This window comes from Rhizobium sp. BK060, from assembly GCF_014193145.1.
Taxonomy (GTDB): Bacteria; Pseudomonadota; Alphaproteobacteria; order Rhizobiales; family Rhizobiaceae; genus Rhizobium.
The window spans coordinates 1-26,613 of the sequence record NZ_JACHYW010000048.1 but is presented as its reverse complement, the minus strand read 5'-3'; the positions used below and the strand labels follow the sequence as shown (position 1 = coordinate 26,613).

24 protein-coding genes, 1 tRNA gene and 1 pseudogene are annotated in these 26,613 nt (G+C 59.0%); 13 read left to right on the top strand and 13 right to left on the bottom strand.

The annotated features are described in order from the left end of the window. Positions 1 to 179 precede the first annotated feature (179 nt). Positions 180 to 2,510 (top strand): type I restriction endonuclease subunit R, encoded by a 2,331-nt coding sequence (locus FHT71_RS30540; RefSeq protein WP_183723190.1) that lies wholly within the window; start codon positions 180 to 182, stop codon positions 2,508 to 2,510. 280 nt (positions 2,511 to 2,790) lie between these two features. On the opposite strand, the gene FHT71_RS30535 is transcribed toward FHT71_RS30540, so the two are convergent. Both FHT71_RS30535 and FHT71_RS30530 read right to left on the bottom strand, forming a co-directional pair. After that, positions 2,791 to 2,880: transfer RNA gene (locus FHT71_RS30535), tRNA-Ser, on the bottom strand. A 76-nt stretch (positions 2,881 to 2,956) separates the two neighbouring features. Continuing rightward, positions 2,957 to 3,223 (bottom strand): tyrosine-type recombinase/integrase, encoded by a 267-nt coding sequence (locus FHT71_RS30530; RefSeq protein ID WP_281040967.1) that lies wholly within the window; start codon positions 3,221 to 3,223, stop codon positions 2,957 to 2,959. A 49-nt stretch (positions 3,224 to 3,272) separates the two neighbouring features. On the opposite strand from FHT71_RS30530, the gene FHT71_RS30525 reads away from it, so the two are divergent. After that, positions 3,273 to 3,965, top strand: coding sequence for a hypothetical protein (locus FHT71_RS30525; protein WP_132591022.1), 693 nt, complete (start codon positions 3,273 to 3,275; stop codon positions 3,963 to 3,965). 192 nt (positions 3,966 to 4,157) lie between these two features. Here the strand turns inward: FHT71_RS30525 and FHT71_RS30520 are convergent, their stop codons facing one another. Then, complete coding sequence (locus tag FHT71_RS30520) at positions 4,158 to 4,880, bottom strand: SOS response-associated peptidase (RefSeq protein WP_132591024.1); 723 nt, start codon at positions 4,878 to 4,880, stop codon at positions 4,158 to 4,160. A 105-nt stretch (positions 4,881 to 4,985) separates the two neighbouring features. Here FHT71_RS30520 and FHT71_RS30515 point away from each other — a divergent pair, with 105 nt between their 5' ends. Beyond that, a complete protein-coding gene (locus tag FHT71_RS30515) occupies positions 4,986 to 6,023 on the top strand; it encodes a hypothetical protein (protein ID WP_132591026.1) in 1,038 nt (345 codons plus the stop codon). A 105-nt stretch (positions 6,024 to 6,128) separates the two neighbouring features. On the opposite strand, the gene FHT71_RS30510 is transcribed toward FHT71_RS30515, so the two are convergent. Further along, on the bottom strand, positions 6,129 to 6,347 hold the full coding sequence (locus tag FHT71_RS30510; protein WP_007793480.1) for a hypothetical protein: 219 nt from the start codon (positions 6,345 to 6,347) through the stop codon (positions 6,129 to 6,131). Positions 6,348 to 6,589: 242 nt separating this feature from the next. Between FHT71_RS30510 and FHT71_RS30505 the strand changes: the two genes are divergently transcribed. The 5 genes from FHT71_RS30505 (at position 6,590) to FHT71_RS30485 (ending at position 11,250) form a co-directional block, all read left to right on the top strand. Continuing rightward, positions 6,590 to 6,892 (top strand): hypothetical protein, encoded by a 303-nt coding sequence (locus tag FHT71_RS30505; RefSeq protein WP_132591028.1) that lies wholly within the window; start codon positions 6,590 to 6,592, stop codon positions 6,890 to 6,892. Positions 6,893 to 7,062: 170 nt separating this feature from the next. Next, positions 7,063 to 8,166, top strand: a complete 1,104-nt coding sequence (locus tag FHT71_RS30500) for a septal ring lytic transglycosylase RlpA family protein (protein ID WP_132591030.1) — start codon at positions 7,063 to 7,065, stop codon at positions 8,164 to 8,166. 69 nt (positions 8,167 to 8,235) lie between these two features. Beyond that, a complete protein-coding gene (locus tag FHT71_RS30495) occupies positions 8,236 to 9,432 on the top strand; it encodes a D-alanyl-D-alanine carboxypeptidase family protein (RefSeq protein WP_132591032.1) in 1,197 nt (398 codons plus the stop codon). A gap of 116 nt (positions 9,433 to 9,548) precedes the next feature. Continuing rightward, the gene (gene tmk, locus FHT71_RS30490; protein WP_007793489.1) at positions 9,549 to 10,232 is read left to right on the top strand and encodes a dTMP kinase; all 684 of its coding nucleotides are present in this window, start codon (positions 9,549 to 9,551) and stop codon (positions 10,230 to 10,232) included. Further along, positions 10,225 to 11,250 carry a DNA polymerase III subunit delta' gene (locus FHT71_RS30485; protein WP_183723188.1) on the top strand — a complete coding sequence of 342 codons (1,026 nt, stop codon included), beginning with the start codon at positions 10,225 to 10,227 and terminating at the stop codon, positions 11,248 to 11,250. Before tmk ends, FHT71_RS30485 begins: the two co-directional genes overlap by 8 nt. Here FHT71_RS30485 and FHT71_RS30480 read toward each other — a convergent pair whose 3' ends face one another. After that, positions 11,251 to 12,051: a sulfite exporter TauE/SafE family protein gene (locus FHT71_RS30480; RefSeq protein ID WP_183723186.1), complete on the bottom strand. Its 801-nt coding sequence runs from the start codon at positions 12,049 to 12,051 to the stop codon at positions 11,251 to 11,253. Between the two features lie 238 nt (positions 12,052 to 12,289). Between FHT71_RS30480 and metG the strand changes: the two genes are divergently transcribed. The 3 genes from metG to FHT71_RS30465 are packed head-to-tail and all read left to right on the top strand — an operon-like array spanning position 12,290 to position 15,465. Then, positions 12,290 to 13,840, top strand: coding sequence for a methionine--tRNA ligase (metG, locus tag FHT71_RS30475; protein WP_132591038.1), 1,551 nt, complete (start codon positions 12,290 to 12,292; stop codon positions 13,838 to 13,840). A 7-nt stretch (positions 13,841 to 13,847) separates the two neighbouring features. After that, the gene (locus FHT71_RS30470) at positions 13,848 to 14,630 is read left to right on the top strand and encodes a TatD family hydrolase (RefSeq protein WP_183723184.1); all 783 of its coding nucleotides are present in this window, start codon (positions 13,848 to 13,850) and stop codon (positions 14,628 to 14,630) included. A gap of 4 nt (positions 14,631 to 14,634) precedes the next feature. Then, on the top strand, positions 14,635 to 15,465 hold the full coding sequence (locus FHT71_RS30465) for an MBL fold metallo-hydrolase (RefSeq protein WP_007793506.1): 831 nt from the start codon (positions 14,635 to 14,637) through the stop codon (positions 15,463 to 15,465). Positions 15,466 to 15,498: 33 nt separating this feature from the next. Here the strand turns inward: FHT71_RS30465 and atzF are convergent, their stop codons facing one another. From atzF to FHT71_RS30425, 8 genes are all read right to left on the bottom strand, one after another. Continuing rightward, the gene (gene atzF, locus FHT71_RS30460) at positions 15,499 to 17,328 is read right to left on the bottom strand and encodes an allophanate hydrolase (protein WP_183723182.1); all 1,830 of its coding nucleotides are present in this window, start codon (positions 17,326 to 17,328) and stop codon (positions 15,499 to 15,501) included. After that, complete coding sequence (locus tag FHT71_RS30455; RefSeq protein WP_132591046.1) at positions 17,325 to 17,678, bottom strand: cupin domain-containing protein; 354 nt, start codon at positions 17,676 to 17,678, stop codon at positions 17,325 to 17,327. Before FHT71_RS30455 ends, atzF begins: the two co-directional genes overlap by 4 nt. Then, positions 17,671 to 18,339, bottom strand: coding sequence for an isochorismatase family cysteine hydrolase (locus tag FHT71_RS30450; RefSeq protein ID WP_132591048.1), 669 nt, complete (start codon positions 18,337 to 18,339; stop codon positions 17,671 to 17,673). Before FHT71_RS30450 ends, FHT71_RS30455 begins: the two co-directional genes overlap by 8 nt. Further along, positions 18,339 to 19,889, bottom strand: coding sequence for an ABC transporter ATP-binding protein (locus tag FHT71_RS30445; RefSeq protein WP_132591050.1), 1,551 nt, complete (start codon positions 19,887 to 19,889; stop codon positions 18,339 to 18,341). Before FHT71_RS30445 ends, FHT71_RS30450 begins: the two co-directional genes overlap by 1 nt. Before the next feature lie 40 nt (positions 19,890 to 19,929). Beyond that, positions 19,930 to 20,631, bottom strand: coding sequence for an isochorismatase family cysteine hydrolase (locus FHT71_RS30440; protein WP_132591052.1), 702 nt, complete (start codon positions 20,629 to 20,631; stop codon positions 19,930 to 19,932). Between the two features lie 78 nt (positions 20,632 to 20,709). Beyond that, entirely contained in the window at positions 20,710 to 21,636 is a 927-nt protein-coding gene (locus FHT71_RS30435) for an ABC transporter permease (RefSeq protein ID WP_007793519.1), read from the bottom strand. Continuing rightward, positions 21,636 to 22,766 carry an ABC transporter permease gene (locus FHT71_RS30430; protein ID WP_183723180.1) on the bottom strand — a complete coding sequence of 377 codons (1,131 nt, stop codon included), beginning with the start codon at positions 22,764 to 22,766 and terminating at the stop codon, positions 21,636 to 21,638. Before FHT71_RS30430 ends, FHT71_RS30435 begins: the two co-directional genes overlap by 1 nt. 18 nt (positions 22,767 to 22,784) lie before the next feature. Beyond that, positions 22,785 to 23,909 (bottom strand): BMP family ABC transporter substrate-binding protein, encoded by a 1,125-nt coding sequence (locus FHT71_RS30425; RefSeq protein WP_132591056.1) that lies wholly within the window; start codon positions 23,907 to 23,909, stop codon positions 22,785 to 22,787. Between the two features lie 322 nt (positions 23,910 to 24,231). Between FHT71_RS30425 and FHT71_RS30420 the strand changes: the two genes are divergently transcribed. Together FHT71_RS30420 and FHT71_RS30415 are read left to right on the top strand one after the other, a co-directional pair. Continuing rightward, the gene (locus FHT71_RS30420; RefSeq protein ID WP_132591058.1) at positions 24,232 to 24,909 is read left to right on the top strand and encodes a GntR family transcriptional regulator; all 678 of its coding nucleotides are present in this window, start codon (positions 24,232 to 24,234) and stop codon (positions 24,907 to 24,909) included. A gap of 214 nt (positions 24,910 to 25,123) precedes the next feature. Further along, positions 25,124 to 26,496, top strand: a pseudogene (locus tag FHT71_RS30415) (ISNCY family transposase). Positions 26,497 to 26,613: the final 117 nt, after the last annotated feature.

The following is a 26,613-nucleotide window of genomic DNA, read 5'->3' as shown; positions in this document are numbered from 1 at the left end:
ACTTTATGCCGAAGAGGGCAAAGCAGAAGTTCTGAAAGAAAGTGCTATTGCGATCCCGTCAACGCCGAAAGCCGTGGGCTGTTCGTCGCGCTCACGATTGATCGCGCATTGTTGGGCGTCGGAGGACGCAATCCCGACGGATGGCGCAAATACATTTTGGATAACAGGCAGCAATTCTGATGAGCGAAACCGAAGCCGACACACGTGCCAACCGCATAGATCCCGTCTTAAGCGCTGCCGGTTGGGGAGTGGTGGAAGGCTCCAAAGTGCGGCGGGAGGTCATTTGTCCGGGGCGCATTCTTTCCGGTGGCCAGCGCGGAAAGTCGCTCTCCTGTGACTACGTGTTGATTTACAAAGGACATAAACTGGCCGTCATGGAAGCTAAGAGAGCGGGCCTCAGCCACCGCAATGGCGTTGGCCAGGCCAAGGACTATGCCACGCGACTCGCCTCCCGCTTTGCTTATGCATCGAATGGGCTTGGTTGGTATCAGATCGACATGCAGAGCGGCGTGGAAGGGGACATGGCTTTGCCATTTCCTACACCCGACGAATTGTGGAACCGCACCTTCACCACCCACAACACTTGGCGTGAACGCTTCGGTGCGGTTGATTTCGAAACCGATGGCGGCAAATGGGAGCTGCGTTACTATCAGCACAGGGCGATAACGGCAGCGCTGGACGCGATTGCTGAGGGGGATCGGCGTATATTACTGACGCTTGCCACCGGCACGGGCAAGACCTCCATTGCCTTTCAGATTGCCTGGAAGCTGTTTCAGTCGAAATGGAACCTCTCCGGCGAACCGGTGCGTCGCCCGCGCATCCTGTTTCTTGCCGATCGCAATATACTTGCCGATCAGGCCTACAACGCCTTTTCTGCCTTTCCGAATGATGCCGTTACTCGCATCGACCCTGACGCAATTCGCAAGAACAGAGGCAAGGTCCCAAAGAATGCAAGCCTGTTCTTCACCATTTTCCAGACCTTTATGACCGGCGAAGGCGTGCCGGTTTATCAACAGTATCCAGCGGATTTCTTTGATTTCATTGTGATCGACGAATGCCACCGGGGCGGAGCCAAGGACGAAAGCGAATGGCGAGCGATTCTCGAATATTTCGAACCGGCCGTTCAGCTTGGTTTGACCGCCACGCCGAAGCGCAAACACAATTCAGATACTTACGCCTATTTCGGTGAACCGGTTTACACCTATGCACTGAAGGACGGGATCGAAGATGGCTTCCTGACACCGTTCAAGGTTCGTCAGATGGCGAGCACGATTGACGAATATGTCTACGATGGCAGCGACGACGTGCTGGCGGGAGAAATCGAAGAGGGCGAAGCCTTCACCGAAGATGATTTCAACACCCGCATCATCATACCTGAGCGAGAGCTAAGCCGCGTCAAGGAGTTTATGGGCCAGATCGATCAGCGCCAGAAAACGCTGGTTTTCTGCGCTACGCAGGACCACGCAGCGCTAGTGCGAGATCTGATCAATCAGGTGAAATCGAGCTCCAATCCCAATTATTGTCACCGGGTAACTGCAAATGACGGCGCGGTGGGCGATCAACACCTTCGCGATTTTCAGGATAACGACAAGACGACTCCCACGATCCTGACGACCTCCCAAAAGCTTTCGACCGGCGTCGATGCGCGAAACGTGCGTCACATCGTTCTGATGCGCCCGATTAAATCGATGATCGAATTTAAGCAAATCATCGGACGGGGGACGCGCACTTATGAGGGTAAGGACTTTTTCACGATCTGGGATTTCGTCAAAGCTCACGAGAATTTCAACGACCCAGAATGGGATGGCGAGCCGCTTGAGCCGGAGCAGCCGAAACCAAGACCTGGCGGGCCGGGCGGGCCAGGTCTACCGGGTGGTGATGAGGGGGAGCCTTTAGGAGGTGGTGACGAAGGGCCGGATGAGCCGTCGCGCGAGAAGGTCGTGGTAAAGCTCGCTGATGGAAAGGACCGGTCAATTCGCTACATCGCGTCCACGACGTATTGGAGCGCGGATGGCAGGCCGATTTCAGCTCAAGAGTTCCTGAAGCAGCTGTTTGGCGAATTGTCATCGATGGTGCCGAATGAAGACGCTTTGCGGGCAGCCTGGAGTGATCCCGATAATCGAGAACAGTTCCTAGGTCAGCTTTTCGACCGAGGCTATGACCAGGACAAATTGGAAGACATGCGGCAACTGGTCGATGCGAAGGATTCGGATCTCTTCGACGTGCTATCGTATATCCTATTTACGAACCCTCTGGTTACCAGGGAGCAGCGAGCCGCGACCACAGAGACGACAGGTTTGAACGAGTTCAATGGTGAACTTCAGGCTCTGCTAGTGGCAATCCTGAAGGCCTACGTCGTGAATGGCGAGCGGGAGTTGGCTTCGAAGAAATTGGGGCAATATCTGATCGCCCGGTACGGCAGCGTTGCCGAAGGTCGTGTGAAGCTTGGCGACCTGACAACGATCAAGGAAGCGTACAAGCAAATGCAGGCCGCGTTGTATTCCACTTGAGCGGCCCTGATGGAGCCGGATGACGGTCAGGCCATCGGGCATACTTGTGACCGTTAATAGGCTGACCTCTGAGGCCGTTCGAAGGATGATTCGACAGTGTTATCGTCCGGCCTCGATTCGTCGAACCGTTTGACTGACCCGTTCCACTCAAAGCGGGCAGTAAAGTGCGCGGGGGAGAGTTGTTGCAGCATTGTTGCAGAAAACTGTTGAAATGTTGCAGGCGAGGAGGGATACTTATCGGATGGAGCGGCGAAAAAACTATCGTCTTTTCAAAGGCTTGTGGCGGAAGAGGTGGGATTCGAACCCACGGTACGGTTTCCCGCACGCCGGTTTTCAAGACCGGTTCCTTAAACCACTCGGACACTCTTCCATCCGATTGATTAGATTAGCTTTTAGCTCTTCGCCTTTTGCCTGAAAACCGGCTTTGCTACCGATTTGTTACCCAATCACTCGACGGCTGGCTTTTTAACAGCTTTGATGGCCGCGTCAACTTGCTCAGCAGCATTTGCCTGCATCCCCGCCATAACATGCGAATAGAGGTCGAGGGTGATGCCGATCGTCGAGTGACCGAGGCGCTCGCTTGCGATCTTCGGATGCACGCCGGCAGCAAGCAATTGCATCGCGTGTGAGTGCCGGACGTCATGGAAGCGGATGCGGGGCAGGTCGGTCTTTGCCAGCAGTCTGGTCCACTCGTGGGTATCTTCCCGATCGATCGCGAACTTGTTCTGATCTGCACCACGGACCCTGCCTGGACGTCAGGCGTTGCGCGAGGGACTGGGCGCCGGCACCTCGGAGCTCGAGAGCTACAAGGACCTCCTGGTTAACAAGAACACGATCACGCTGCGAACCGACGCGAACTCGGGAGACACGATTTCGATTTCAGCGCGCCAGGCAACATATCTCGGGAGCTTCCGAACGACCGCCAACGGCGTAGCGACGGACACGGCAAGTCAGCGCCTTCTATTCAACGCCTGGAATCCGATCGCCCGACGTCTGTTTAAGGCCAACCCCGCCGACTACGCCTATAGCGATCGGCGCGGAATTGTCGTCGAGATTGAGCAGGATCAGAGCTTCAGTAAGAGGTCCGATGCCGATCTCAACCATGAGCATAAAAAAGCCCTACCAAGCATTTGTGCGTGCGAGATATCGCTTCATAGTGGCCGATCAGTCGCATGCCCTCTGGAAGGTATCGACGTGGCGCTCGTGCCTCCAACCCGGATAGCAATCATCCCACCCATTGTCGTGGAAACGGCGAAATCCTCGATGGCGAAATCCGCCAAAGGTATGATTTGCACTTTCAGCAAAACCATCGTTGTGCTCGGCGACATTCCCGTAGTCGTTTCTGAAGTTGTCGCTACCCAAGGCGCCGCCGTGACCACCTCCTCCATGACCTCCGCCGTGGCCGTGGGCCATGGCAGGAGTGGTGGCGACGATCGACGCGACCGCAAGGGCTGACGCGATCAATCCCATCGCTGCGGCTTTTCTGAACGTGGACATGGCATTCTCCAATGAAAACGGCACCAACCAAAGGCAGGGACTATGGGTGAATGGTAACTCACAGCCGTTCTGGCGGAATCATACGGAGGTATAGGACGACCGATACAAAAGGCGCCTCGAGCTTTTGGAGTGTGACGTGGAAGGCCGTTTTCATATCATCGTCGGTTCGGGATCAGGATCGATCCTCTCGATAACGTCCGCCGTATCGTTTTTCGGCGATCCGACTTTTCGGTCAATGGGCCACATCTTCATTTGTTCGGCCGGGTAGGGTTTCATCAGGTCGTCCGGGTCGAGCTCTAGCGATAGCCAGCGCTCGTAGTCGTCGCGATGCAGGACAACCGGCATGCGGTCGTGGATGTCTGCCATCATCTCGTTCGGTGGACACGTCACCACCGCGAAATTGCGAATGTCGGCGCCGGTGGCAGGATCTCGCCACGTATCCCAGATGCCCGCGAGCGCGAACGGGCTGTCATCAGCCATGGCAATCGCATACGGCTGCTTGTTCTTGCCAGTCCCGTAAATGTCCTTCCATTCGAAGTAGCCATTGATCGGCACCAAGCAGCGGCGCGATCGGTACGCGGACTTGAACAGTCCGTTGGTCGCGATGCCTTCGCGACGAGCATTGATTGGCGGTGGACGCCCTCCGGGCTTCATCCAGGATGGCTGTAGGCCCCAACGGGCAGATACAAAGACTGGCCCCATGGTGTCGGGTTCCCGCACCATGTCCCGGATGATGATGGGGTAGTAAAGGGAAGGGGCGCCGTTATATCGCGGGAACTGGTTGCTTAGGGCTTCCACATCGCCCCGTGCCGAGAACGCGAAGTTCTGTAGCATTTCCTCGAGCGTAGCCTTGATGTAGATTCGTCCGCACATTCCAGAACCCCGATCAATCCCGTGGCAGTTTCCCTAGAAGCAATCTATAGCCGAGCGGGCGACGGCGGAAAGTACGCCTCATAGAGGCGGGTTCAAGGTAAGCACATGATTGTCGCTCTTCGACGTATCACGCGACGATGGCCGCATTTCATCGCAATGACACTAGTGTCGTTCTTCCTTAATTGTGGATTGCCAAAGGCGGCAATCGCAGATCCCGTTACCGATGATGGTCGCGCCTTGATAGCGGCCATAGGGGAGAACGATTTTCTTAGCGCTCGCACTATTTTACGCCGCGGGAATGTCGACGGAAATGGATTTGCCGATGGGCGATTCAAGCGGAGCTTTGTGAAGGAAGCTCTGCTGGCGCAGGCTGATGATCGTCTGATTGACCTGCTGATGGAGAACGGCGCGGACCAAGAGGGATGGGACTATTTCGCCGGTCGTTCCTCGAGTGCTTATGCTGTCGCCGTCGGGGGAGTGAAAAGACGCGGTGCTGAATCTACGGTTCGGATCATAAAGGCGCTAAGGAGTAAAAAGTTCGAACATATCCGTGGGGTGAAAGAGAACATAAGCCTCCTTTCAGTTAACGGGCTTCCCTACCCAGACTTCCTCTCCATCGTTGACGAGTTGGCCGCCGATGGAATTGACCTGAAGGGAGAGTTTCGCAACGGGACGCTCAAGATGGTGCGAGTTTTCGATACTGGTTTGGAGGCCACTTGGCCGTATCTTCTTAAAATAATTGATGTGAATGAGGCCGATGCGTGGGGAAATACCATTACGAGCGTATACGCTGGGGCCAATTGCACGGTGGAGGGTTGGCAGGAGGACAATCCAATTTGGTTTTGCAACGAGGATCCTGCCAGGTTGAGGAAGATTGAAACCGCCGTCCATTCGCCGGGGTTTAAGGGAGACACCCTTCTTCAAAAGGCAGGAGGCTGGACCACGTTTGACTATCTGGGCTTCACATCTGGTCAAACGGGGAGTTGTTTCAGCATCCCACGCGACGTCAGTCCTATTCAGGATGAAATTCAGGACTTCGTGAAATCCACCTTCTCTAGAGAACTATCGCAGTGGAGACCTGTGAAGGACCCTTCATGTTCAGTGCGCGGCTCGACTGTCATTTGCAAATGCCTGAGGCCGTAAGGCAGGTCTGCGAAGGATGCTCACCGCGACAAAGTCGCCACCAGCTGTGGCTCTTGCTGCTTTTGAGAAGAACATAGCCCCTCGTTTCCCTCTACTAAACTTCGCTTAATGCTTTGAACTCTTGCCCCGGTAAGCCTCTGGCGCTGGCAAAGCTTCGTGTGCCTTCGCCAGCGTCTCCAACCACGCAGCAAGTTCGGCCGGAACTTCCTCGTTCCCGGCTTCTAGCGCTTCGATCCATGACAGCTCGCACTGCAGCGCCGACGCGATATTGATCGGGGTCCATCGGATATGGAGCAGACATTCGCTAAATCGTTCGTTCGTCATGGCAACAGGCTCCTAGTCGGCGTCCGAATTGCACCAGCCTGTCATACAAGTTGCTGGAGTCAATGACTGCGGCTCGGCGCCTACTTCAATACGCTCCTGGACGGGACATGGCGCTTCGGTTGCCGCAGCGACTGCCATCAGCAGCCATGTCGTAGTTGGAATAGCAGTTTCCAGGGTAGCCCGGATACGATGAATACCACACCGCGGGCAATGCAAGCCTTCTGGGATGCATCACCATCGATATGGAAGCAAATGGCGCCACCAAAGGCCACAAGATCGGCTTCATGAACACGATCAACGAGTATGCCATGGCAGGCGGGTTTGCATCTCGAATGACGACGTCGGTAGGGGTTTCGCCGTCGACGACCTCAGATCCACTTCTCCAAACCATTGAAGGATATCGGCGGGGAACGCGCGAGTTCGCAAAGTTGCCCGATTTCAGCACGCGCCAGGCAGGAATAGCGGACTACGACGGCAAGGAAGCTCTCTTGCCAAACCGCCTGCTGGGCTGGGCGCCGAGCGCGTTGCCTAGAGCCTTAAATTAGTTATCTGTTAACCATAGTAATTAGAATTGTCGCCATCTTGGCGAAATGCTTCGCAAATTTGCCACGAAAGCCACATGATTAAAGTCTCGTTAGGTTGGTGGGATTAGGGGTGTCTGGCCCAGATCGGGGCAGATTTCTTAACCATAACGGTCTTGAGCGGCGTGGGGCATATGAAACGAGACTACGGGGCGGCGTCATTCGCAACGGGAATGCGATGGGTTGGGCTGTCGCTCATCTGCGCAACGGTTACGGCTTGTGGCACCGCGCCGACGCCGACGAAGCGCTCCCACGGCAAGGAATATTTCTCGGAGAAGGAATACGGCGTCAAGGCCAGTCCACGGGTTGCGTCCGGCAACAATATCCCGAAGGGCGGCGGTCGCTATATGGTTGGGGACGCATACGTGGTGAAGGGTAAGTGGTACTACCCGAAGGAAGATTTCTCGTACAACAAGGTCGGCATCGCATCCTGGTACGGCTCAGCCTTTCATGGTCGCTTGACGGCAAACGGCGAAGTCTACGATCAGATGCATCTTTCCGCGGCGCATCCGACGTTTCCTCTGCCGAGCTATGCACGTGTGACGAATACGGAAAACGGTTCGTCCATCATCGTGCGTGTTAACGATCGCGGTCCCTATCACGAAGGGCGCATCATCGACTTGTCCAACAAGACGGCGGATATGCTGGATCTGCAGCATAGCGGCACCGGAAAAGTCCGCGTTCAGTATGTCGGCCGTGCCCGCATGGATGGTCACGACATGCCCTATCTGATGGCCTCCTATGTGCCGAAGGGCAGTCGCATGCCGGGCATTAACCCGGGTGGCGGCCAGATCGCAAGCGGCGTCATGGTGGCCTCCAACAGCAAGCGCATAACCGCTGACCAGCTCCAGAGCTTTGGCGGCTTCACGCCTGAGCCGGAGAACGTCCCGGTGCCGGTCTCGGCGACGTCCTATGCCGGCTCGACCCCCAGCGCCAGCTACAATGCCGCGCCCGTTCCGACGCCAATGCCGTCACCGTCCGTTGGTGGCAGCGCACCGCTGGCAGAGCCTACGGCCGGGCAGATGGTCGTTCTGCCGGAATTTGGTCCTTTCCCTTATGAGCGTCCCTTTGGAGGGCCGCAGGGTTCTCTCGCAATGGGGTATCAGGAAGAGGGCGTAAAGACCGTCACGGTCGAGCTCGCTTTCGATGCGGTGATGGTTCGCAACGATGGGCTCACGCAGGACGCCATCCTGGCATCCTTCAAACGGCAGAAGGCGGGAGCAGCGCGCGCCGAGTAAAGGCGGCCATTGCGTCGTTCTCGGTCCGCCGCTAGCATCTTCAAGGTCGCCCGAGCTGTGGGGTTTTCGGTGTTGAAGCGTCTCATTTGCCTCTGTGTCTGTCTTCTGCCTTTTGCAACGGGCGCCGTTGCCGCAAGCAGTGACACCAACGCTTCCTTTGTGACCAAGGCGGCGCAAGCCTACATGATCGAAGGATCGACCGGCACGGTGCTTCTTGCCAAGAACGAGAATCAGACCTTCTCGCCGGCCTCACTTGCTAAGCTGATGACGGTGGACCTCGTCTTCGATGCGCTCGCAAAGAACCAGATCACCCTCGATACGCAATATTCCGTTTCGGAATATGCCTGGCGAACCGGCGGCGCGCCATCGCGCACGGCAACGATGTTTGCCGCACTCAAATCGAGTGTCCGCGTCGAGGATCTAATCAAGGGCGTTGCCATTCAGGGCGCCAATGACAGCTGCATCATTCTTGCGGAAGGGATGAGCGGTGGCGAGCCGGCCTTTGCGGAGGCCATGACGCGGCGCGCCAGAACGCTCGGAATGGAACGGTCTATCTTCGGGAACTCGACCGGGCTTCCGGACGGCAAGAGCAAGACGACCGCGTTAGACATGGTGACGCTGGCCGCAGAACTGCAAAAGTCCTACCCGAACCTCTACTCGTATTTTTCTCAGCCCGATTTCGAATGGAACAGGATCTTCCAGCGTAACCGCAACCCGCTGCTCGGTCTCAGCATGGGCGTTGACGGTCTCGCCATCGGGTTTGCCGAGGGAGAAGGGTATTCGATCGTTGCTTCGGCAGAGCGCGACGGCAGGCGGCTGTTCATGGCACTGGGCGGGATCGCCTCCGATAAGGAGCGCACTGAAGAGGCCAAAAGAGTGCTCGAATGGGGGCTGACTGCGTTCGAAAGCCGCCAGATTTTTGCCGATGCCGAAGTGATCGGCCAGGCCAGCGTCTATGGTGGAACCTCGCGCAGCGTCGACCTCGTCGCAAAGACGCCTGTGAGTGTCTACATACCGATCAGCAATCCCGAGCGGCTGTCGGCGCGCATTGTCTATCGTTGGCCGTTGATGGCTCCGGTGGCGGCCGGTCATGAAATAGGGACGCTGCGCATCTTTGCGGCTGGCCGGCTGTTGCGTGAGGTGCCGCTCTATACGAGGGAGACCGTGGCGGTCGGCTCTTTGAGCAGCCGCGCCGTCGATGCTCTGATGGAGCTCGGCGAAACGTTGTTGTTCTCCTGGCTGTGGAACAAGCCCGAACCCATGTGATCGCCATATTCGCCGTTCAGGGTGAGAGTTGTCGTCGGGGCGGTTTCACTTTTCGCTGCCTTCCGCTAGATGTACGGCAGTGGTGCGGGCGAGCGCCGTAATGCAGGAAGTAGTCATTGCCATCCGGTACTGGATTGTTCGTAACGTTTGAAGGCGGGGAGGGCGCGGGAAAGTCGACGCAGATCCGTCGCCTCGCCGAGGCTCTTCGTGGTCGCGGCTACGACGTGCTGTTGACACGAGAGCCGGGTGGCTCGCCAGGCGCGGAAGCCGTGCGTCATGTGCTTCTGTCGGGTGCTGCCGAAGCCTTCGGAACACGAATGGAGGCAATCCTTTTTGCCGCAGCGCGCAATGATCACGTTGAGGAAGTCATCCGACCGGCTCTAATGAGCGGAAAGGTGGTCCTTTGCGATCGTTTCATGGATTCATCCCGCGTCTATCAGGGCGTGACCGGAAATCTGGAATCGGAATTCATCGAGGCGCTGCAGCGCGTGGCCGTCAACGGCATCGTCCCGGATTGCACGCTGATCCTCGATCTGCCGGCGTGGGCTGGTCTGGAGCGTGCCCGGAGACGAGGTGCGGCCGGCGATGTGAGCCCCGATCGCTTCGAGAAGGAAGAGCTGGAAACCCACGAGAAGCGCCGGGAAGCCTTTCTAGACATAGCTGGTCGGGAGCCGGGCCGTTGCCACGTCATTGATGCGATGCAGACCGAAGAGGCCATCGCTGCGGAGATTGTCGAGATCGTCTGGCAGCGTCTGTCGCATCCGGCTGCGGCGAAGGTAGCGGAGGCAGCGCATGAGTGATGAACGGCCGGGATTGCTCGACGGCGCCATTTGGCCAGCCGAGAACATGAAGCTATTTGGTCACGAAGACGCCGAGGCATTCCTCGCGCAGTCATACCAGTCGGGCAAAGGCCACCATGCGATTCTAATCGAGGGGCCACCGGGCATCGGCAAGGCAACGCTGGCGTTCCGGTTTGCAAATCATGTGTTGACTCATCCTGATCCTGCCAGTGCGCCGGAGCTGCTGGGCGATCCCGATCCGGCCTCGTCGGTCAGTCGCCAGATTGCCTCTGGCGCGTCGCATAACCTGCTTCACCTGGCACGGCCCGTTGATGAGAAAACGGGCAAGGTCAAATCTGCCATCACGGTCGATGAGGTCAGACGGGCAGGGCGCTTCTTCTCACAGACGTCGGGCACCGGCAATTGGCGCATCGTCATCATCGATCCTGCCGATGACATGAACCGCAATGCCGCGAATGCGATCCTGAAAATTCTCGAGGAGCCGCCGAAGCGTGCGTTGTTCCTGCTGATCTCGCATGCACCGGGGAAACTGCTGCCAACAATTCGCTCGCGCTGCCTGCCGCTGAAGCTTGCGCCGCTTGAAGACAGCACCCTCGGCGCGGCGCTCGCACATCTCGGTATCGAGGCTGCCGATCGCGACCTTCTTGCGGCCGCGAACGGCAGCGTCGGAGAGGCGCTGAAGCTGGTGAACTATGGCGGCGGCGAGATCATCGCCGCCTACAACGAGGTTCTGCAAGCGCAGGGACCATCAGCCCGGCGCGCGATGCACCGGCTAGCGGATGCGCTTTCCGGCAAGGACAGTGACACGATCTTTGAATTCTTCACCAGCCATGTCGGCGAAGATCTGATGCGCAAGGCACGGGCCGCAGCGATTGCAGGGCAGGTTGCGGTCGCCGAGCGGCTGGCCCGCCTACATTCCGACATCGGCGAGCGGCTGACGGTTTCGGATGCCTACAATCTGGATCGCAAGCAAACGATCCTCAGCATCCTCGGAGACATCAAACAACCTGGTTCTTGATCAGGTCGCGAGCAGCTTCCACGCGACGACGGCAAGCGTTAGCGCCAGCACGATGCGGATTGTCCGTTCATGGAGCTTCGGTGCGATCAGGCTGCCGGCGATGATCCCGGGGATAGAGCCCACCAGAAGTGCAAAGAGCATTCCCCAGTCAATCTCGCCGATCATCCAGTAGCCCATACCACCGATCAGCGTCAGCGGAACGGCGTGGACGATGTCGGAGCCGACGATCTCGCGAACATCAAGGCGCGGGTAAAGCACTAGCAGCACGGTCACGCCGAGCGCTCCTGCGCCCACCGACGTCAGGGTCACGAGGACCCCGAGCACCAGGCCAAGCACGGTCGTCCAGATGGCGATCGTGATCGGCTTGGGCGGAGAGCGCTCTCCAATGGAGCGAAGCGCAAGTGCTAGCACCTGCTTGCGAAAGACCAGCATGAATGCGGTCAGGACAAGCAGCCAGCCAAGGGCTGTCGTGATCGTGTGGGCGACGTCGACGCTCTTGCGGTCGACACCTGCCATGAGCCAGAGCATCAGCAGGGCGGCCGGAACGCTACCGGCGGCAAGACAGCTGACAACGCGCCAGTTCACTCTGCCGTGCATGCCGTGCACTGCCGTTCCGGCCGTCTTGGTAACAGCGGCGTAGAGCAGATCAGTTCCGACGGCTGTGGCTGGATGAATGCCGAAGACAAGCACCAGCAAGGGCGTCATCAGTGATCCGCCGCCGACGCCTGTAATGCCGACAAGAGCGCCGACGAGAAGCCCCGAGAGGGAATAGAGGGGATCGAAACTGGAAAGGACGGTCAAACAGCCGACCTCGAGCCTGCGCGTGAAATGATGCTGCCGAGTGCTGGTGATGTCACGTCGCTGATGCCCCGCCTTTGAGTTTTCTTTGGGTAGAATGCGCCTAAAATCGAGTCAAGTGCAGCACGCCCGCGATCGCCAAATCGCCGATGCTTTCAAAACTTGGTGTTTCGCTTCGCCATGACATGCGCTAAGAGCGGCTGACAAATTTTATAGAGTAAGCCGGACAAGAATGGCCGCCATGACAGACAAGACACCCTTCTACATTACTACCGCGATTTCCTACCCGAACGGCAAGCCGCATATCGGCCATGCCTACGAGCTGATCGCGACGGATGCCATGGCGCGCTATCAGCGCCTCGACGGCAAGGATGTCTTTTTTCTGACCGGCACCGACGAGCATGGCCAGAAGATGCAGCAGACGGCGCGCGCCGAAGGCATCTCGGCGCAGGAGCTTGCCGATCGCAACTCCGGCGAATTCGAGTCGATGGCGAAACTTCTCAACGCATCGAATGACGATTTCATTCGCACGACGCAGGAGCGTCACCACCAGACATCCCAGAACATCTGGAATCTGATGGCCGACAATGGCGACATCTACAAGGATTCCTATGCCGGCTGGTACTCGGTGCGCGACGAGGGCTACTATCAGGAAAACGAGACCGAGCTGCGCGCCGATGGCGTGCGCTACGGTCCGCAAGGCACGCCTGTCGAATGGGTGGAAGAGGCGAGCTACTTCTTCAAGCTCTCTGAATACCAGGACAAGCTGCTGGCGCACTACGAAGCCAATCCGGATTTCATCGGGCCGGCCGAGCGTCGTAACGAGGTGATCTCGTTCGTCAAGTCAGGGCTCAAGGATCTCTCGGTCTCGCGCACGACGTTCGACTGGGGCATCAAGGTACCGAACGATCCTGCCCATGTGATGTATGTCTGGGTCGACGCGCTGACGAACTACATTACCGCGACCGGCTATATCGAAGATCGGAGTGGCCCTCGAGCCAAGTACTGGCCGGCGGATGTGCACATCATCGGCAAGGACATCATTCGCTTCCATGCAGTCTATTGGCCGGCATTCCTGATGTCCGCGAAGCTGCCGCTGCCGAAGCGCGTCTTCGCGCATGGCTTCTTGCTCAACAAAGGCGAAAAGATGTCGAAATCGCTCGGCAACGTCGTCGATCCGGTCAATCTCGTGAACCATTTCGGCCTTGATCAGGTGCGCTACTTCTTCCTGCGCGAGGTTTCCTTCGGCCAGGACGGCAGCTACAGCGAAGAGGCGATCGGCACTCGCATCAATTCCGACCTAGCCAACGGGATCGGCAACCTTGCCAGCCGTTCGTTGTCGATGATTGTCAAGAACTGCGACGGCAAGATTCCGGAATGTGGTTCGCTGACGGACGAGGACAAAGCCATGCTGGCGCAGGCCGACGCGCTGCTCGCGTCGACGCGTGACGACATGGGCAAGCAACTCATTCATCGTGCGGTGGCCTCGATCATAGCGGTCGTTTCCGAGACCGATCGCTATTTCGCAGGCCAAGAACCGTGGGCGCTGAAGAAGACCGATCCGGCGCGCATGGGCACTGTGCTTTATGTCACGGCCGAGGTCGTGCGCCAGATCGCCATCCTGCTGCAGCCCTTTATGCCGGAATCGGCCGGCAAGCTGCTCGATCTCGTGGCTGCTCCCGCCGAAAAGCGCGACTTCGCAGCGCTGGGCGAGGCCGGTCGTCTGGTTTCCGGCACGCCGCTCGAAGCGCCGAAGCCGGTCTTCCCGCGTTACGTCGCGCCGGAAGCGTGAGGATGTCATGCTGATCGATACGCATTGCCATCTGGATTTTGCCGACTTCGAGGAGGAGCGCGACGAGATCGTCAAGCGCGCGCACGACGCCGGCGTCAAGCAGATGGTGACGATCTCGACGCGCGTGCGCAAGCTCGACGCGCTGCTCGCGATCACCGAGAAATATCCATCCGTCTTCTGTTCCGTCGGCACCCATCCGAACAATGCCAGCGATGAGCTCGACATCCAGACGGACGATCTCGTGCGGCTGGCCAATGCCCACGAGAAGATCGTCGCGATCGGCGAGGCCGGTCTCGACTACTTCTACGACACGCAGAAGCCGGAAGACCAGCAGACCGGATTGCGGCGCCATATCGATGCGTCGCGTGAGACACAGCTGCCGCTCGTGATCCATAGCCGCAGCGCCGACGAAGACATGGCGGCGATCCTGACCGAGGAAACGGGCAGGGGGGCGTTCCCCTTCATCCTTCATTGCTTCTCGTCGGGCGCCGAACTCGCAAGGGTCGGCGTTGAACTCGGCGGCTACGTCTCCTTTTCCGGCATCCTGACCTTCCCGAAGTCGGAGGAGCTTCGCGACATCGCCAAGACGGTCCCGCACGATCGCCTGCTTGTCGAGACGGATGCGCCCTACCTCGCGCCGAAGCGCTGGCGGGGCAAGCGCAATGAGCCGTCCTATGTCGTGAACACAGCCGAGGTTCTGGCCGAGACGCTCGGCCTCAGCTATCCCGAGATGGCACGGATCACGACGGAAAACGCATTTCGCATTTTCTCAAAGATGCCGAGGATCTGACAGCGTGGGCTACAGACGGCGTTTCACCATTCTCGGCTGTTCGTCGTCGCCCGGCGTTCCACGCATCACCGGCGATTGGGGCGCATGCGATCCGACCAATCCGAGGAACCGGCGTACGCGTGCAGCCTTCATGGTGCAGCAATTTGATGACAACGGTGGCGCTACGACGGTCGTTGTCGACACCGGACCGGACTTTCGCGAGCAGATGATCGCGGCCCGCGTCACGCACATTGACGCGGTTCTCTATACGCATCCGCATGCAGACCACATTCATGGTCTCGACGACCTGCGCGGATATTTCTATGGATCGCAACAACGCGTCCCTATCCATGCCACCAAGGAGACGATGGATCGCATTCGCCAAGGATTCGGCTATTGCATGGAGACGCCGCCCGGGAGCAACTATCCGCCGATCGTCGAAACCAAGGTCATTGAAAGCATTGATGTGCCACTGCGGATTGCCGGCGCCGGAGGCACGATTTCATTCCACCCACATACACAGCAGCATGGTGATATAACGTCCCTCGGATTCCGCATTGGTGGTGTCGCTTATTGCAGCGATATCAGTGACTTCCCTCCGGAAACCGTAACAAAACTTCAGGATCTCGATGTCCTGATCATCGACGCGCTGCAATACCGGTATCATCCCAGCCACCTGTCGCTGGAACAATCTTTGGATTGGATCGACCGTCTGAAGCCGAAGCGGGCTATCCTGACCCATATGCATACCCCGCTGGACTACGATACTGTTATGGCCGAGACGCCGGACCATGTCGTACCGGCCTATGATCAAATGAGCTTCGATATCGAGTTGGCGGAGCTGGAAACCGCCTGACGAGCCATCAGGCGCCTGAGGTTTGCGCGCAGATCAGCCCGCGCTTCGCGCCCTCTGCTCGGCCTGCGCAGCCACATAGTTGCGCCAACCGCCATAGTCGGTGATATCGGTCGCCTCGGTGATCGCTGCTGGCTCCACAAGAAAGCCTTTCACCACGACTCCGTCAGACAAAGTGATCGAACCGATTCCGAGAGGCGAGGGTATCGCAGCCACGAATTGCCCAAAGGCAGCAGGCGTCAAACGCCAGACTTCCACATCGATGCGGCCACCTTTGCCGGGCTCGACACGGATCATCCCGGGCTTTGCGGGCACCTGGCCGGCAAGCGCATAGAGCCGGTAGGCATCCGATGTCTGCGCCGCCCGCGAAAACACAGCGTCGAGGTCACGCAGTTGGACATTCAGCTGCATGCCGGATAGATGCGCACCGACGACAACAAGATCGATCATCTCGCTCTGGGCATTTGTCGTCGGTTTCGGCGGCGCGGCGGGCAGGGGCCAGCCTGTGGCGCCCAGGCTCACACCGGCGGCCTGGTGGATCTCTCGTGCAAGAGCCGCCGTCAAACTATCCCGGCCCGACAGCGCCAGCAGCGTTACGCTTGCCGGCAGGCCGTCGGTACGTTTGCCCGTCGGCACGGCGATCCCGCACATATCGAGTAGATTGACGAAATTGGTGTAGGTCCCAAGCCGTGAGTTCTCGCGGATCGGCTCGGCGGCGAGGTCGGCCAGCGTGTAGTGGCTTGGCGCTGTCGGAACGCAGAGAAGATCGACAGAGTCGATGATCGGTTGCACGGTCTTCTTCAAAGCCTGAAGGGCGTAGAGGCCGTTGAAGACATCGGCAGCACTGAGTGTTCTAGCGGCGCCATAGATCTTGCGCGTGACCGGATGGAAGCTCGTTTCGTTGGCATCGAAGAAGGCCTTCACGGCAACATAGCGTTCAGCCACCCAGGCACCTTCGTAGAGAAGGTTGGCGACCTTGTAGAAATCCTCGAACGGCACCTCGACGAGGCGATGGCCGAGCGTTGCCAGCAGCTCGAGCGCGTTTTCGTACGAAGCTTCCATGGCGGCGTCGCCAAAGAATTGGCGGTCGGCCTTTGCGGGAGTTCCGATGGTCAGGACCGGCGGAAGCAAGCCATAGCCGGCGGCAGGGATGTCCTTCGAATAAGCATCCGCCACATCGTAACGGGCGACGGTGCCAAAGACACGCCAGGCATCATCGACGGTCAGGGCAAAGATGGACACGCAGTCGAGCGTGCGGCAGGCAGGTATGACACCCATTGTCGAAAGGGCGCCGACACTCGGCTTGAGTCCGACGATGTTGTTGAGCCCCGCCGGGACGCGGCCGGAGCCGGCGGTATCCGTTCCCAGTGCGAAGCTGACGATGCCCTGCGCGGTGGCGACAGCTGAGCCGGAGCTGGAGCCGCCTGGAACGAGGTTGGCGTCGATAGCGTTGCGAGGGATCGGATAGGGCGATCGGACACCCACCAGTCCCGTCGCGAACTGATCGAGATTGGTCTTGCCGATGACGAGCGCACCGGCTTCCTTCAACAAGCGAACGACGGTTGCATCAACTGTCGGCAGATAAGAATAGTCCGGGCAGGCGGCAGTCGTCGGCATGCCGGCAACATCGATGTTGTCCTTGACGGCGAGGGGGATACCCCAAAGCGGCTTGGCCTCGGCGTCAAACGCACCCAGCGCATCCGCCTCGGCAAGCAGTGCCTCACGATCTGCGAGGTGAAGAAAGATGCCCGGATCGTTGACCTCGGCCAGCCGTGCGAACACCCTGTCGATGATCGTGTGGGCAGTTCCGCCCCCAGCGTAGAATGCGTGCAGCGATGCGATATCGAAAGCCGGTGCGCCGGTCATGCTATTTCCTCGTCCAGAATCTTCACGGGCCGATCCCATTGGATCAGCACGACGCAGCCGGTGTCACTCCACACGGAGTGTTCTGTCCCGGCCGCATTGACGATGTAACTGCCGCGCCCATAGTCGCCGGCCTCATCGGATTGGGTGCCTTCCAGCACCAGGATGGTCTCGAGCCCCTCATGGCGATGCCGTGGCACAGACGCGCCAGCCTCGTATTTCAAAAGGGCGACGCCCGGTTGATCGTTTTCGAAAGGGCGGATCCAATGGATAGTGACGTCTTCACGAAATGGAGAGAAAGTCAGGTTTTTCCAGCCGCCTAGGGTAAGGAGTTCACGTGTCGTCTCAGGCATGGCCGACTACCTCCAATATGTCGTCCACATGTGCAGTCCAGCCGACGATCGCGCCCTGGGCGCGGATCATGGCGATGGCGGCTTCCTTGAATTCGGGAAAATAGCTCTCGGTCGCTTCTTCGGCGAGGAGGCACTCGTATCCGCGATCATTGGCTTCGCGCATGGTCGTCTGAACGCAGACCTCAGTGGTGACGCCAGCAAAGACGAGCTGGCTGATGCCCCTCGCTTTTAAGACGTCCCCGAGTTCGGTGGCGTAGAAGGCACCCTTGCCCGGTTTTTCGATCACGATCTCGCCGTCGATAGGGGCAAGCTCAGGCAGGATCGCCGTACCAGCCTCGCCGGCAATCAAGATCCGACCCATTGGTCCATCATCGCCGATCCTGAGGGTTGGCTTGCCGCGGTTGCGCTTGGCAGGCGAGAGATCGGAAAGATCCGGCTTGTGGCATTCCATGGTGTGAATGACAGGCAGGCCGGCATCACGAAATCCTTGAATCAGCCGTTTGACATCGGGAACGATCTTGGTGATGCGGCTGACATCGTTGCCGAGGCTCGCGCCGAAGCCGCCGGGCTCGGCGAAGTCGCGCTGCATGTCGATGACGATCAGTGCCAGTTGGTCGGACTTCGTCGGAAAGGCAAAAGGTTGCGCCTTGATGTCAGCCATCAGTGATGTCCTGCCATGTGCGCACCAATGACCGAGATATCAGCCGCCAGCGCCGGGGTTTCGTAGACGAACTTGCCTCCCGAGATGACCATGATCCGGTCTGACATCTCCAGCAATTCGTCCAGATCTTCAGACAGCAGCAGCACCGCCGCACCGGAGTTGCGCGCCCTCATGATGCGCGCGCGGATTTCCGCCACCGCCGAGAAGTCAAGGCCAAAGCAGGGATTGGATACGATCAGAAGATCGACCTCGCCCGTCAGTTCACGCGCAAGCACGGCACGTTGCACATTGCCGCCGGACAGCGCAGCGATCGGTGATGCGGACGAGGCGGTCTTGACCTTGAAGTCGGCGATCAGGTCAGTCGCCCGCTTCTTCATTTTGGCCTTGTTGAGCCAGATTGCGTCCTTACCGTCCTGCTTCAGATCGAATGTACGGAAGGCGAGATTCTCGCTCACCGTCATGCGTGGTGCGCAGGCATTCTGCAGGGGTTCCTCCGGAATGAAGCGCACACTGTTCCTGCGCGTTTCCAGCCGGGTCGCTCCGTAGGCGTTACCGTTTACCAGCACGCTACCTGCCTCGGTCGGTCGTTGACCGGCAAGAATCTCGGTCAGTTCCTTCTGCCCGTTGCCCGATATGCCAGCGATGCCGACGATTTCGCCGGAGCGAACCGTCAAGTTCTCGATCTCGATGGTCTTCAGGCCGGAGCGATCAGGAGCCTTGACCTTTTCCACCTTGAGAACAGGCTTCGCCATTTTCGATACCGGCACGCGCGTGTCGAGTTCGGCGAGCTTGACGTCGCCGATCATCGTGGAGGCCATCTCTGCGGTCGACATCTCGCCCACCTTGCCGCCGCCGACCAGCTTTCCGCGTCGGAGGATAGAGACGGCGTCGGCGAACTTGGTGACCTCATGGAACTTGTGCGAAATCATCAGCACGGTCAGTTCGCCGCGTTCGGTCATGCCGCGCATGAGCCCGAGCATCTCGTCTGCCTCGGCGGGCGTCAGTACGGATGTTGGCTCATCGAGCACGAGAAAGCTGCGGCCGAGATAGAGCTGTTTGACGATTTCGAGTTTTTGCTTTTCACCGGCGGCGAGCTCCTTGACCGGACGATCGAGCGGGATCTTGAACGGCATGCGCTCCATGAAGGCTGCGAGATCCTTGCGCTCCTTGGCCCAATTGATCACGGCGGGCACGGCGGCGCGGCTGATGACGAGGTTTTCCGCACCTGTCAGCGACGGCACCAGCGTGAAGTGCTGATAGACCATGCCGAGCCCATAAGTCGCCGCATCCCTGGGGGAGGCGATTACCACTTCGCGGCCATCGACTGAGAGCGAACCCGACGTCTGATGGTAGAAGCCCATGATGCATTTGACGAGAGTCGACTTGCCTGCACCGTTCTCGCCGAGGAGGGCGTGGAAGGTACCGGCCGGAATGTCGATTGAAACACGGTCAAGTGCGATGAAGCTGCCGAACCGCATGGTCATGTCGAGTGTCTGAATACCGACGGCCTTGCCGGACTGGGGAAGAGGCGTGTCGCGTACAATGCTCACTTCAGATCTCCTTTTCGACGAAGGGCACGCAAGGACGGCATCAAGGAAACGCCTCGATCAGGGTTGTCGAATTGGACACCGATCCGAAGACACCGCCCTGCATCTTCACCATCTTGATGGCGGCGAGGTGATTGCCGTAGTCGGTGGCGCCGCAGCAGTCCTCGAGCAGCAGGCACTCGAAGCCGCGATCGTTCGCCTCGCGCATCGTCGTGTGAACGCAGACATCGGTCGTGATGCCGGTCAGGATGATGTTCTCGATCCGCTTCTGGTTGAGGATCAGTTCCAAATCCGTAGCGCAGAAGGAGCCCTTGCCGGGCTTGTCGATGATCGTCTCGCCCTCGGTCGGCTTCAGCTCGTCGATAATGTCCCACCCTGGTTCTCCACGAATGAGGATGCGGCCGCAAGGGCCGGCGTCGCCGATGCCGGCGTTAATGCGCTGTGAGCGCCAGCGCTTGTTTGCGGGCAGATCCGCGAGATCGGGGCGATGCCCTTCGCGGGTATGAATGATGTGGTAGCCCTTGGCGCGCATGGCGGCGAGCACGTTCTTGATCGGCTCGATAGGCGCCCGCACTAGCGACAGGTCATAGCCCATGTGATCGACATAGCCGCCCTTGCCGCAGAAATCGGTTTGCATGTCGATGATGATGAGTGCCGTGTTGTCGGGCCTCAGTGCACCGTTGTAGGGCCAGGGATAGGGATCGGCATTGATGTAGTGTCCTTTGGTTTCGACCATCGCGTCCATCGTTTTCTCCTATTCCCCCGCAAGCTTGAATGTTTTTCCAGCCCGTCGAATCCGCCGGGACCGTCCATTGCAGATCATCTATTTCGCGAGCGACAACGCGCCGGGCGCTCCCGCAAGCGAGCGGGTGGGCGACGAAGTCGCGATTAGAATAGCCAGTGTCAGCACGTAGGGAGCCGCGTAGAAGAGATAGTAGCCCTGGGTGACGCCGACGGACTGCAGGGCAGGGCCCAGCGCACCCGCGCCGCCGAAGAGAAGCGCCGCCAGGAAGCAGCCGATCGGGTTCCAGCGTGCGAAGATCACTAGTGCCACCGCCATCAGGCCCTGCCCCGAGGAGATGCCTTCGTTCCATGAGCCCGGGTAGTAGAGCGAGAGATAGGCGCCCCCGACGGCGGCAAGCGATCCGCCGACGACCGTGGCCAGCAGGCGCACGCGGTCTGGGTTGATTCCCATCGCACGTGCCGCGTCGGTACTGTCGCCGACGACGCGCAACACAAGGCCGATCCGGGTGTTTCTGAACGCCCACCACAGAAAGAGCGCAAGTACGCCGCCCAGGATGAAAAGCGCATTGATGTTCAAGGCCGCCTGAACCTGCGGAAGATCGGACCAGGCACCTAGCTGGATCGACGGCAAATGTGGCGCTGCCGGCTGGATGAAGGGCTTGCCGAGAAAGAAGGCAAGCCCGAGGCCGAATTGCATCATGGCGATGCCGATCGCGATATCGTTGACCTTCGGCCACTTGCAGATCCATCCGTGCACCAGGCCAAAGACCGCACCGGTGCCCATGGCTGCAAGTACACCAAGCCAGGGCGAGCCGCTGAGCACGGCGATCGCGTAGGCCGTCATGGCGCCGAAGACCAGCGTGCCTTCCAGCCCGAGATTGATGCGGCCGGAGCGTTCGGTGATGGTCTCGCCGAGGCTGACGAAGATGAAAGGTGTCGACACGCGGATCGCGCCTGCGAAGATGGCGAGGGGGACGCCCCAGATGCCGATGCCGCCCGCGTCCATCATGCACTCCTTTTCCAGAGGTCGGGATTGAAGATCTTGAAGCGGCCGTAGAAGGTCTCGCAGAAGAGGATGACGACGAAGAGCGTGCCCTGCAGCACCAGTACAGTCGCGTCAGGCAATGCCATGCGGCGCTGAATCAGCCCACCCGACGCATCGATGCCGCCAAGCAGGATGGCGACCGGAATGATCGCTAGCGGATTGTGTCGCGCCAGGAAGGCGACGAGGATGCCCGTATAGCCATAGCCCGCCGCCAGCGAGGCATTGGCGCTACCCTGGACGGCAGCGACTTCGATCATTCCGGCAAGGCCCGCGAAGCTGCCGGCGATCGCCGTGAAACCGACGATCAGGCGGCCGACAGGCAATCCCTGGATCTGTGCGGCACGAACGTTGCCGCCGGCGATACGCGCGGCAAAGCCGTAGCTCGTCACCTCGATCAGCACCCAGGAAGCGATGCAGGCGACGACGCCGATGGCGAGCCCCCAATGCACGTCCATTCCGGGCATCTTGCCGAGCATGTACTCCGCGGGTAGGGGAGATGTCGAGGGTTTGTTCAGGCTCGCCGGATCGCGCAGCAGCCCTTCGACGAACTGGTTCATCAGGGCAATGGCGATATAGGCGAGCAGCAGAGAGGAGATCGTCTCGTTGACGCCGCGATAGTGCCGGAGGAAGCCTGCAAGGCCAATCCAGATGCCTCCGACGACCATGGCCGCTGCAGCCATGAGCAGCAGGACGAGGAGAGCAGGCAGCATCCCGATGAACGGCAGTGCAATCGCAGCGGCGGCGACGCCGCCCAACACTACGGCGCCCTCGCCCCCGATGATGACGAGCCCTAAACGGGCCGGCAAGGCGACACACAGTGCTGTCAGAAGAAGCGGGGCGGCCCGGCTAAGGCTGTTCTGGATCGAGAACCAGCTGCCAAAGCCGCCCGTGTACATCAGTTGGAACAAGGTGGCCGGCGGTTTGCCGATCACTAGGATGAAGATGGAGAAGAGCGCCAGCCCGATCAGGATCGCGCCGAAACTAATGACAACAGGTTCCGCTCGCCGTGCCAGCCATTCGAGGACGGGTCTCAGTACGGAAGATCGTTCGGAAGCGATGGAAATTGCGGCAGTGTTCGCCTCGACTGTCATGACGCTTCTCCCTCTGGCTTAGGCCGTGGATCCGACGACGCCTTCCACCAGGTAGTCCATGCTCTCGAGCTCGATAGCATCTTCGGCATAGCTCTTGCCGGCCGCGACGACGACGTTGCCCTTGTTGTCCTTGATCGGCCCCTTGAAGACGGAGAACTTGCCGGTCATCATTTCGGCTAGCGTGGCGTCGAACTTCGTCCGTCCTTCCACGGGCACGGCAGGCCCCAGTGGACTCATCTTGACGAACCCGTCTTTGAGGCCGCCGCGCACGAAGTTGCCGAGCTTTTCGCCGGCCTGCAGCTTCTTTACGAAGTCGGTATAGACGTTACCCCACGCCCATTCCGCGCCGGTCAGGTATTTTTCAGGTGCCAACGGGCTCTGGTTTGCATGGTAGCCGCAGACAAAAGCGCCGCGTCCGGCAGCCGTTTCGACGACAACCTTCGGGCTGTCCACGTGGCAGGTAATCACATCCGCGCCCTGGTCTATCAGTGCGTTGGTGGCTTCAGCTTCCTTGACGGCCAGCGACCACTCGCCCGTAAAGATGACCTGGCAGGTGATTGACGGATCGACCGCGCGCGCGCCGAGCAGGAAGGCATTGATGTTCTGCAGCACCTGCGGAATGGGCTTGGCGGCGACGAAACCGATCTTCTTGCTCTTCGACGTATAGCCGGCCACGACACCGTTCAGATATTGGCCCTGGAAGATGTAGCCGAAATACGAACCGGTGTTCGCCGGGTTCTTGCTTTCCTGCCAGAGCCCGCCGCAGTGCCGGAACTGAATGTCCGGATACTTTGCCGCCATCGCCAGCATATGCGGGTTGAAATAGCCGAACGACGTCGGGAAGATCAGCGTCGCGCCGTCGAGGTTGATCATCGATTCCATCGTCTTCTGGACATCGACCGTTTCCGGGACATTTTCTTCTTCTACGATGGTCACGCCTGGCAGCGCCTTTAGCGCTGCCGCGCCTTCGGCATGCGCCTGGTTGTAGCCGTAATCGTCCTTGGGGCCGACATAGATGAAACCCACCGTCAGCGCGCTCTGGGCGAGGGCGCGGCTTGGCAGCAGGCCAGGCGTCAAAGCGAGTGCGCCGGCTGCGGAAGCCTGCAGGAAATGGCGGCGGTTCATGGAAAGGAGTCTGGTCATCGGAATGCTCCTTGCGGCAAGGGCCGGTTCGAAAACGTTGCAAGAAAGTGTATGCAATGACCGTGCCATATTATAAACTATTGTTGTTATTGCATAAAAATAAGTGTAGATATGGAGCTGTGCAAACTGTATGCAGATTGTTGTCGTTAAGTGATTAAAAAATAATCCGAGAATTATGTTTGGGCATGAATGGCCGCGTTCGGATTTAAAGCCATTTTCGTGTTTGTCAGAATGGACGAATAACCCACTAAAAAGACGAAACTATTTGACTTTTCAGAATACTGGATGAATCTGTATACAATCTAGGGAAGTCAGCGCGAACGTGAATCAGGTCAAACGCAGACAAGTGGTAAGAGCAGGCACGACCGTCGAGCAGATGGTCCGCGCGATGGCTGATATGATCGTCACGGGAGCGTTGTCGCCGGGCGAGAAACTCGATGAGATTTCGCTTGCAGCGCGTTTCGATGTGTCACGAACGCCGGTTCGCGAAGCGTTGCGCGAGCTTGGCGCGATGGGCTTGGTCGATCGAGAACCGAACCGCAGTGCGATCGTGGCCAATGTCACGGAAGCCTATCTTCATTCGATGTTCGAGGCGATGTCGGAATTGGAAGCCATTTGCGCGCGCCTTTCGGCCGAACGAATGACCATTGATGAAAGACGGGCGCTCGAGTTTTCGCACCGCAGTTCCGCAAGGCTCGTCCATGCCGGCGCCAAGGACGAATATGCCGCGCACAATACCGAGTTTCACTCGCTGCTTTATCGCGGCGCGCACAATGATCACATCTTCGAGCTGGTGACGCAGACACGCGCACGATTGGCGCCATTCCGTCGCGCGCAGTTCCGGCTGCCTGGTCGCTTGGCAAAATCCTATGACGAGCACGACGTCATCGTGACCGCGATCATGCGTGGCGATGCAGCGGCAGCCGGTCAAGCGGCTTATTCGCATGTCGCCATCGTGAGCGATGCGAGCATCGTTTTCGCCACAGCAAAGGGTGAGTGACTTTCTCACTGTGCATCGGCATAGGTTCATAGCTAGTTGAAAGAGAAATCCAATCGGAGCGTCTTGATGAAGTTCGTTTAAGGATCTCGATAACGTCTCATGTTCCATAATCTATCTTATCCGACTTCATGGTGTAGCCGCAAAGTTAAAGTGTCCTGTTTCTGCAAAGTTGGAATGTCACTCTCCCCGCGTTTGATGACGTGGGAGATTGCCGGTGGGACTGATTGCGATGAGCGAGCGTGACCTGCAGCGGATCGAGGTTTTGTCGAAAGTCATCGACGGTCGAATGACGTTGGTGTCGGCGGCGCATGTTCTGGCGCTGAGCGAGCGCCAGGTGCGCCGGCTGTTGGAGCGGATCAGAACGGGTGCGCGGCGTCGATCCGGCACAAGGCGATCGGCCGGCTGTCGAACAACCGGATCGGTTCTGGCGTGCGTGATTATGTGCTGTCGATCGTTCGCGAGCGCTATTGGGATTTCGGGCCGACGCTGGCGGCCGAGAAGCTTGCAGAGCTCGATGGGCTGACGGTGTCGCGCGAGACGCTGCGGCAATGGATGACGGCGGCCGGTATCTGGCGATCGCGCCAGCAGCGTCGCACGTTCCATCAGCCACGGTTGCGGCGCGAGGCTTATGGTGAGCTGGTGCAGATCGACGGCTCCGAGCATCGCTGGTTCGAAGATCGTGGGCCGCCATGTACGCTTTTGGTGTTCATCGACGATGCGACGGGCAAGCTGATGCAGTTGCGCTTTGTGCGCTCGGAAAGCGCCTTCAGCTATTTCGCGGCGCTGGAACTCTATCTGCAGGATCACGGGGCGCCGGTGGCGTTCTATTCCGACAAGCATTCGGTGTTCCGGGTGGCGAAGAAGGACGCCAAGGGCGGCCAGGGCATGACCCAGTTCGGGCGGGCGCTTTGCGAGCTAAACATCGAGATTCTTTGCGCAAATTCAAGCCAGGCGAAGGGCCGGGTCGAGCGCATGAACCAGACATTGCAGGACCGATTGATCAAGGATATGCGATTGGCAGGGATCTGCGACATGCAGGCGGGCAATGCGTTTCTGCCGACGTTCATGGAAGGCTACAACGCGCGGTTTGCAGTTGCCCCTGCCCGATCTGACAATCTGCATCGGCCGGTGAACCTGGCGTTGGACCGGCTCAAGGACATTCTGTGCAAGCGTGAGCAGCGGTATGTCGGGGCGCAGCTGACGTTCTCGTTCGAGCGCCAGCGGATCATGCTGGAAGAGACCGATATGACGCGTGGGCTGGTCGGCCGCTATGTCGAGACCTATGCCTTTGCCGATGGCCGATTGGACGTGCGCTGGAAGGGGCATTCCCTGCCCTACAGGGTGTTCGACAAGGACCAGCGGGTGACGCATGCGGCGATCACCGAGAACAAGCGGCTTTCCGATGTGCTGAGCTACATCCAGGAGCGCCAGGAGCAGTTGCCACGGCCGAAGGTGAAGACCAATAGCGAGAAGAATGGCTACACGCCGCGGGGTCGCAAACCGGGACGAGCTAAGGATTTCATGAACGACCCCGCCGTCATTGCCCGACGGCGACAAGCGCTCTCTGACCTCGATGCGGCGGAATGACTGGCTGCTCCAACCGTCAAAGCTCACATGAGGATTTCGCCGTCAAGATCAATCACCTTTTCATAGCGTGCTCCTTTCGATTTGTATCGAATCCATGGCTGAGCCACCTTTCATGAC

Coding starts and splice junctions, on each gene's coding strand:
- FHT71_RS30540 (WP_183723190.1), top strand. CDS start 180: ATGAGCGAAACCGAAGCCGACACACGTGCCAACCGCATAGATCCCGTC.
- FHT71_RS30520 (WP_132591024.1), bottom strand. CDS start 4,880: ATGTGCGGACGAATCTACATCAAGGCTACGCTCGAGGAAATGCTACAG.
- FHT71_RS30515 (WP_132591026.1), top strand. CDS start 4,986: ATGATTGTCGCTCTTCGACGTATCACGCGACGATGGCCGCATTTCATC.
- FHT71_RS30510 (WP_007793480.1), bottom strand. CDS start 6,347: ATGACGAACGAACGATTTAGCGAATGTCTGCTCCATATCCGATGGACC.
- FHT71_RS30505 (WP_132591028.1), top strand. CDS start 6,590: ATGGAAGCAAATGGCGCCACCAAAGGCCACAAGATCGGCTTCATGAAC.
- FHT71_RS30500 (WP_132591030.1), top strand. CDS start 7,063: ATGAAACGAGACTACGGGGCGGCGTCATTCGCAACGGGAATGCGATGG.
- FHT71_RS30485 (WP_183723188.1), top strand. CDS start 10,225: ATGAGTGATGAACGGCCGGGATTGCTCGACGGCGCCATTTGGCCAGCC.
- metG (WP_132591038.1), top strand. CDS start 12,290: ATGACAGACAAGACACCCTTCTACATTACTACCGCGATTTCCTACCCG.
- FHT71_RS30470 (WP_183723184.1), top strand. CDS start 13,848: ATGCTGATCGATACGCATTGCCATCTGGATTTTGCCGACTTCGAGGAG.
- atzF (WP_183723182.1), bottom strand. CDS start 17,328: ATGACCGGCGCACCGGCTTTCGATATCGCATCGCTGCACGCATTCTAC.
- FHT71_RS30455 (WP_132591046.1), bottom strand. CDS start 17,678: ATGCCTGAGACGACACGTGAACTCCTTACCCTAGGCGGCTGGAAAAAC.
- FHT71_RS30450 (WP_132591048.1), bottom strand. CDS start 18,339: ATGGCTGACATCAAGGCGCAACCTTTTGCCTTTCCGACGAAGTCCGAC.
- FHT71_RS30440 (WP_132591052.1), bottom strand. CDS start 20,631: ATGGACGCGATGGTCGAAACCAAAGGACACTACATCAATGCCGATCCC.
- FHT71_RS30435 (WP_007793519.1), bottom strand. CDS start 21,636: ATGGACGCGGGCGGCATCGGCATCTGGGGCGTCCCCCTCGCCATCTTC.
- FHT71_RS30430 (WP_183723180.1), bottom strand. CDS start 22,766: ATGACAGTCGAGGCGAACACTGCCGCAATTTCCATCGCTTCCGAACGA.
- FHT71_RS30425 (WP_132591056.1), bottom strand. CDS start 23,909: ATGACCAGACTCCTTTCCATGAACCGCCGCCATTTCCTGCAGGCTTCC.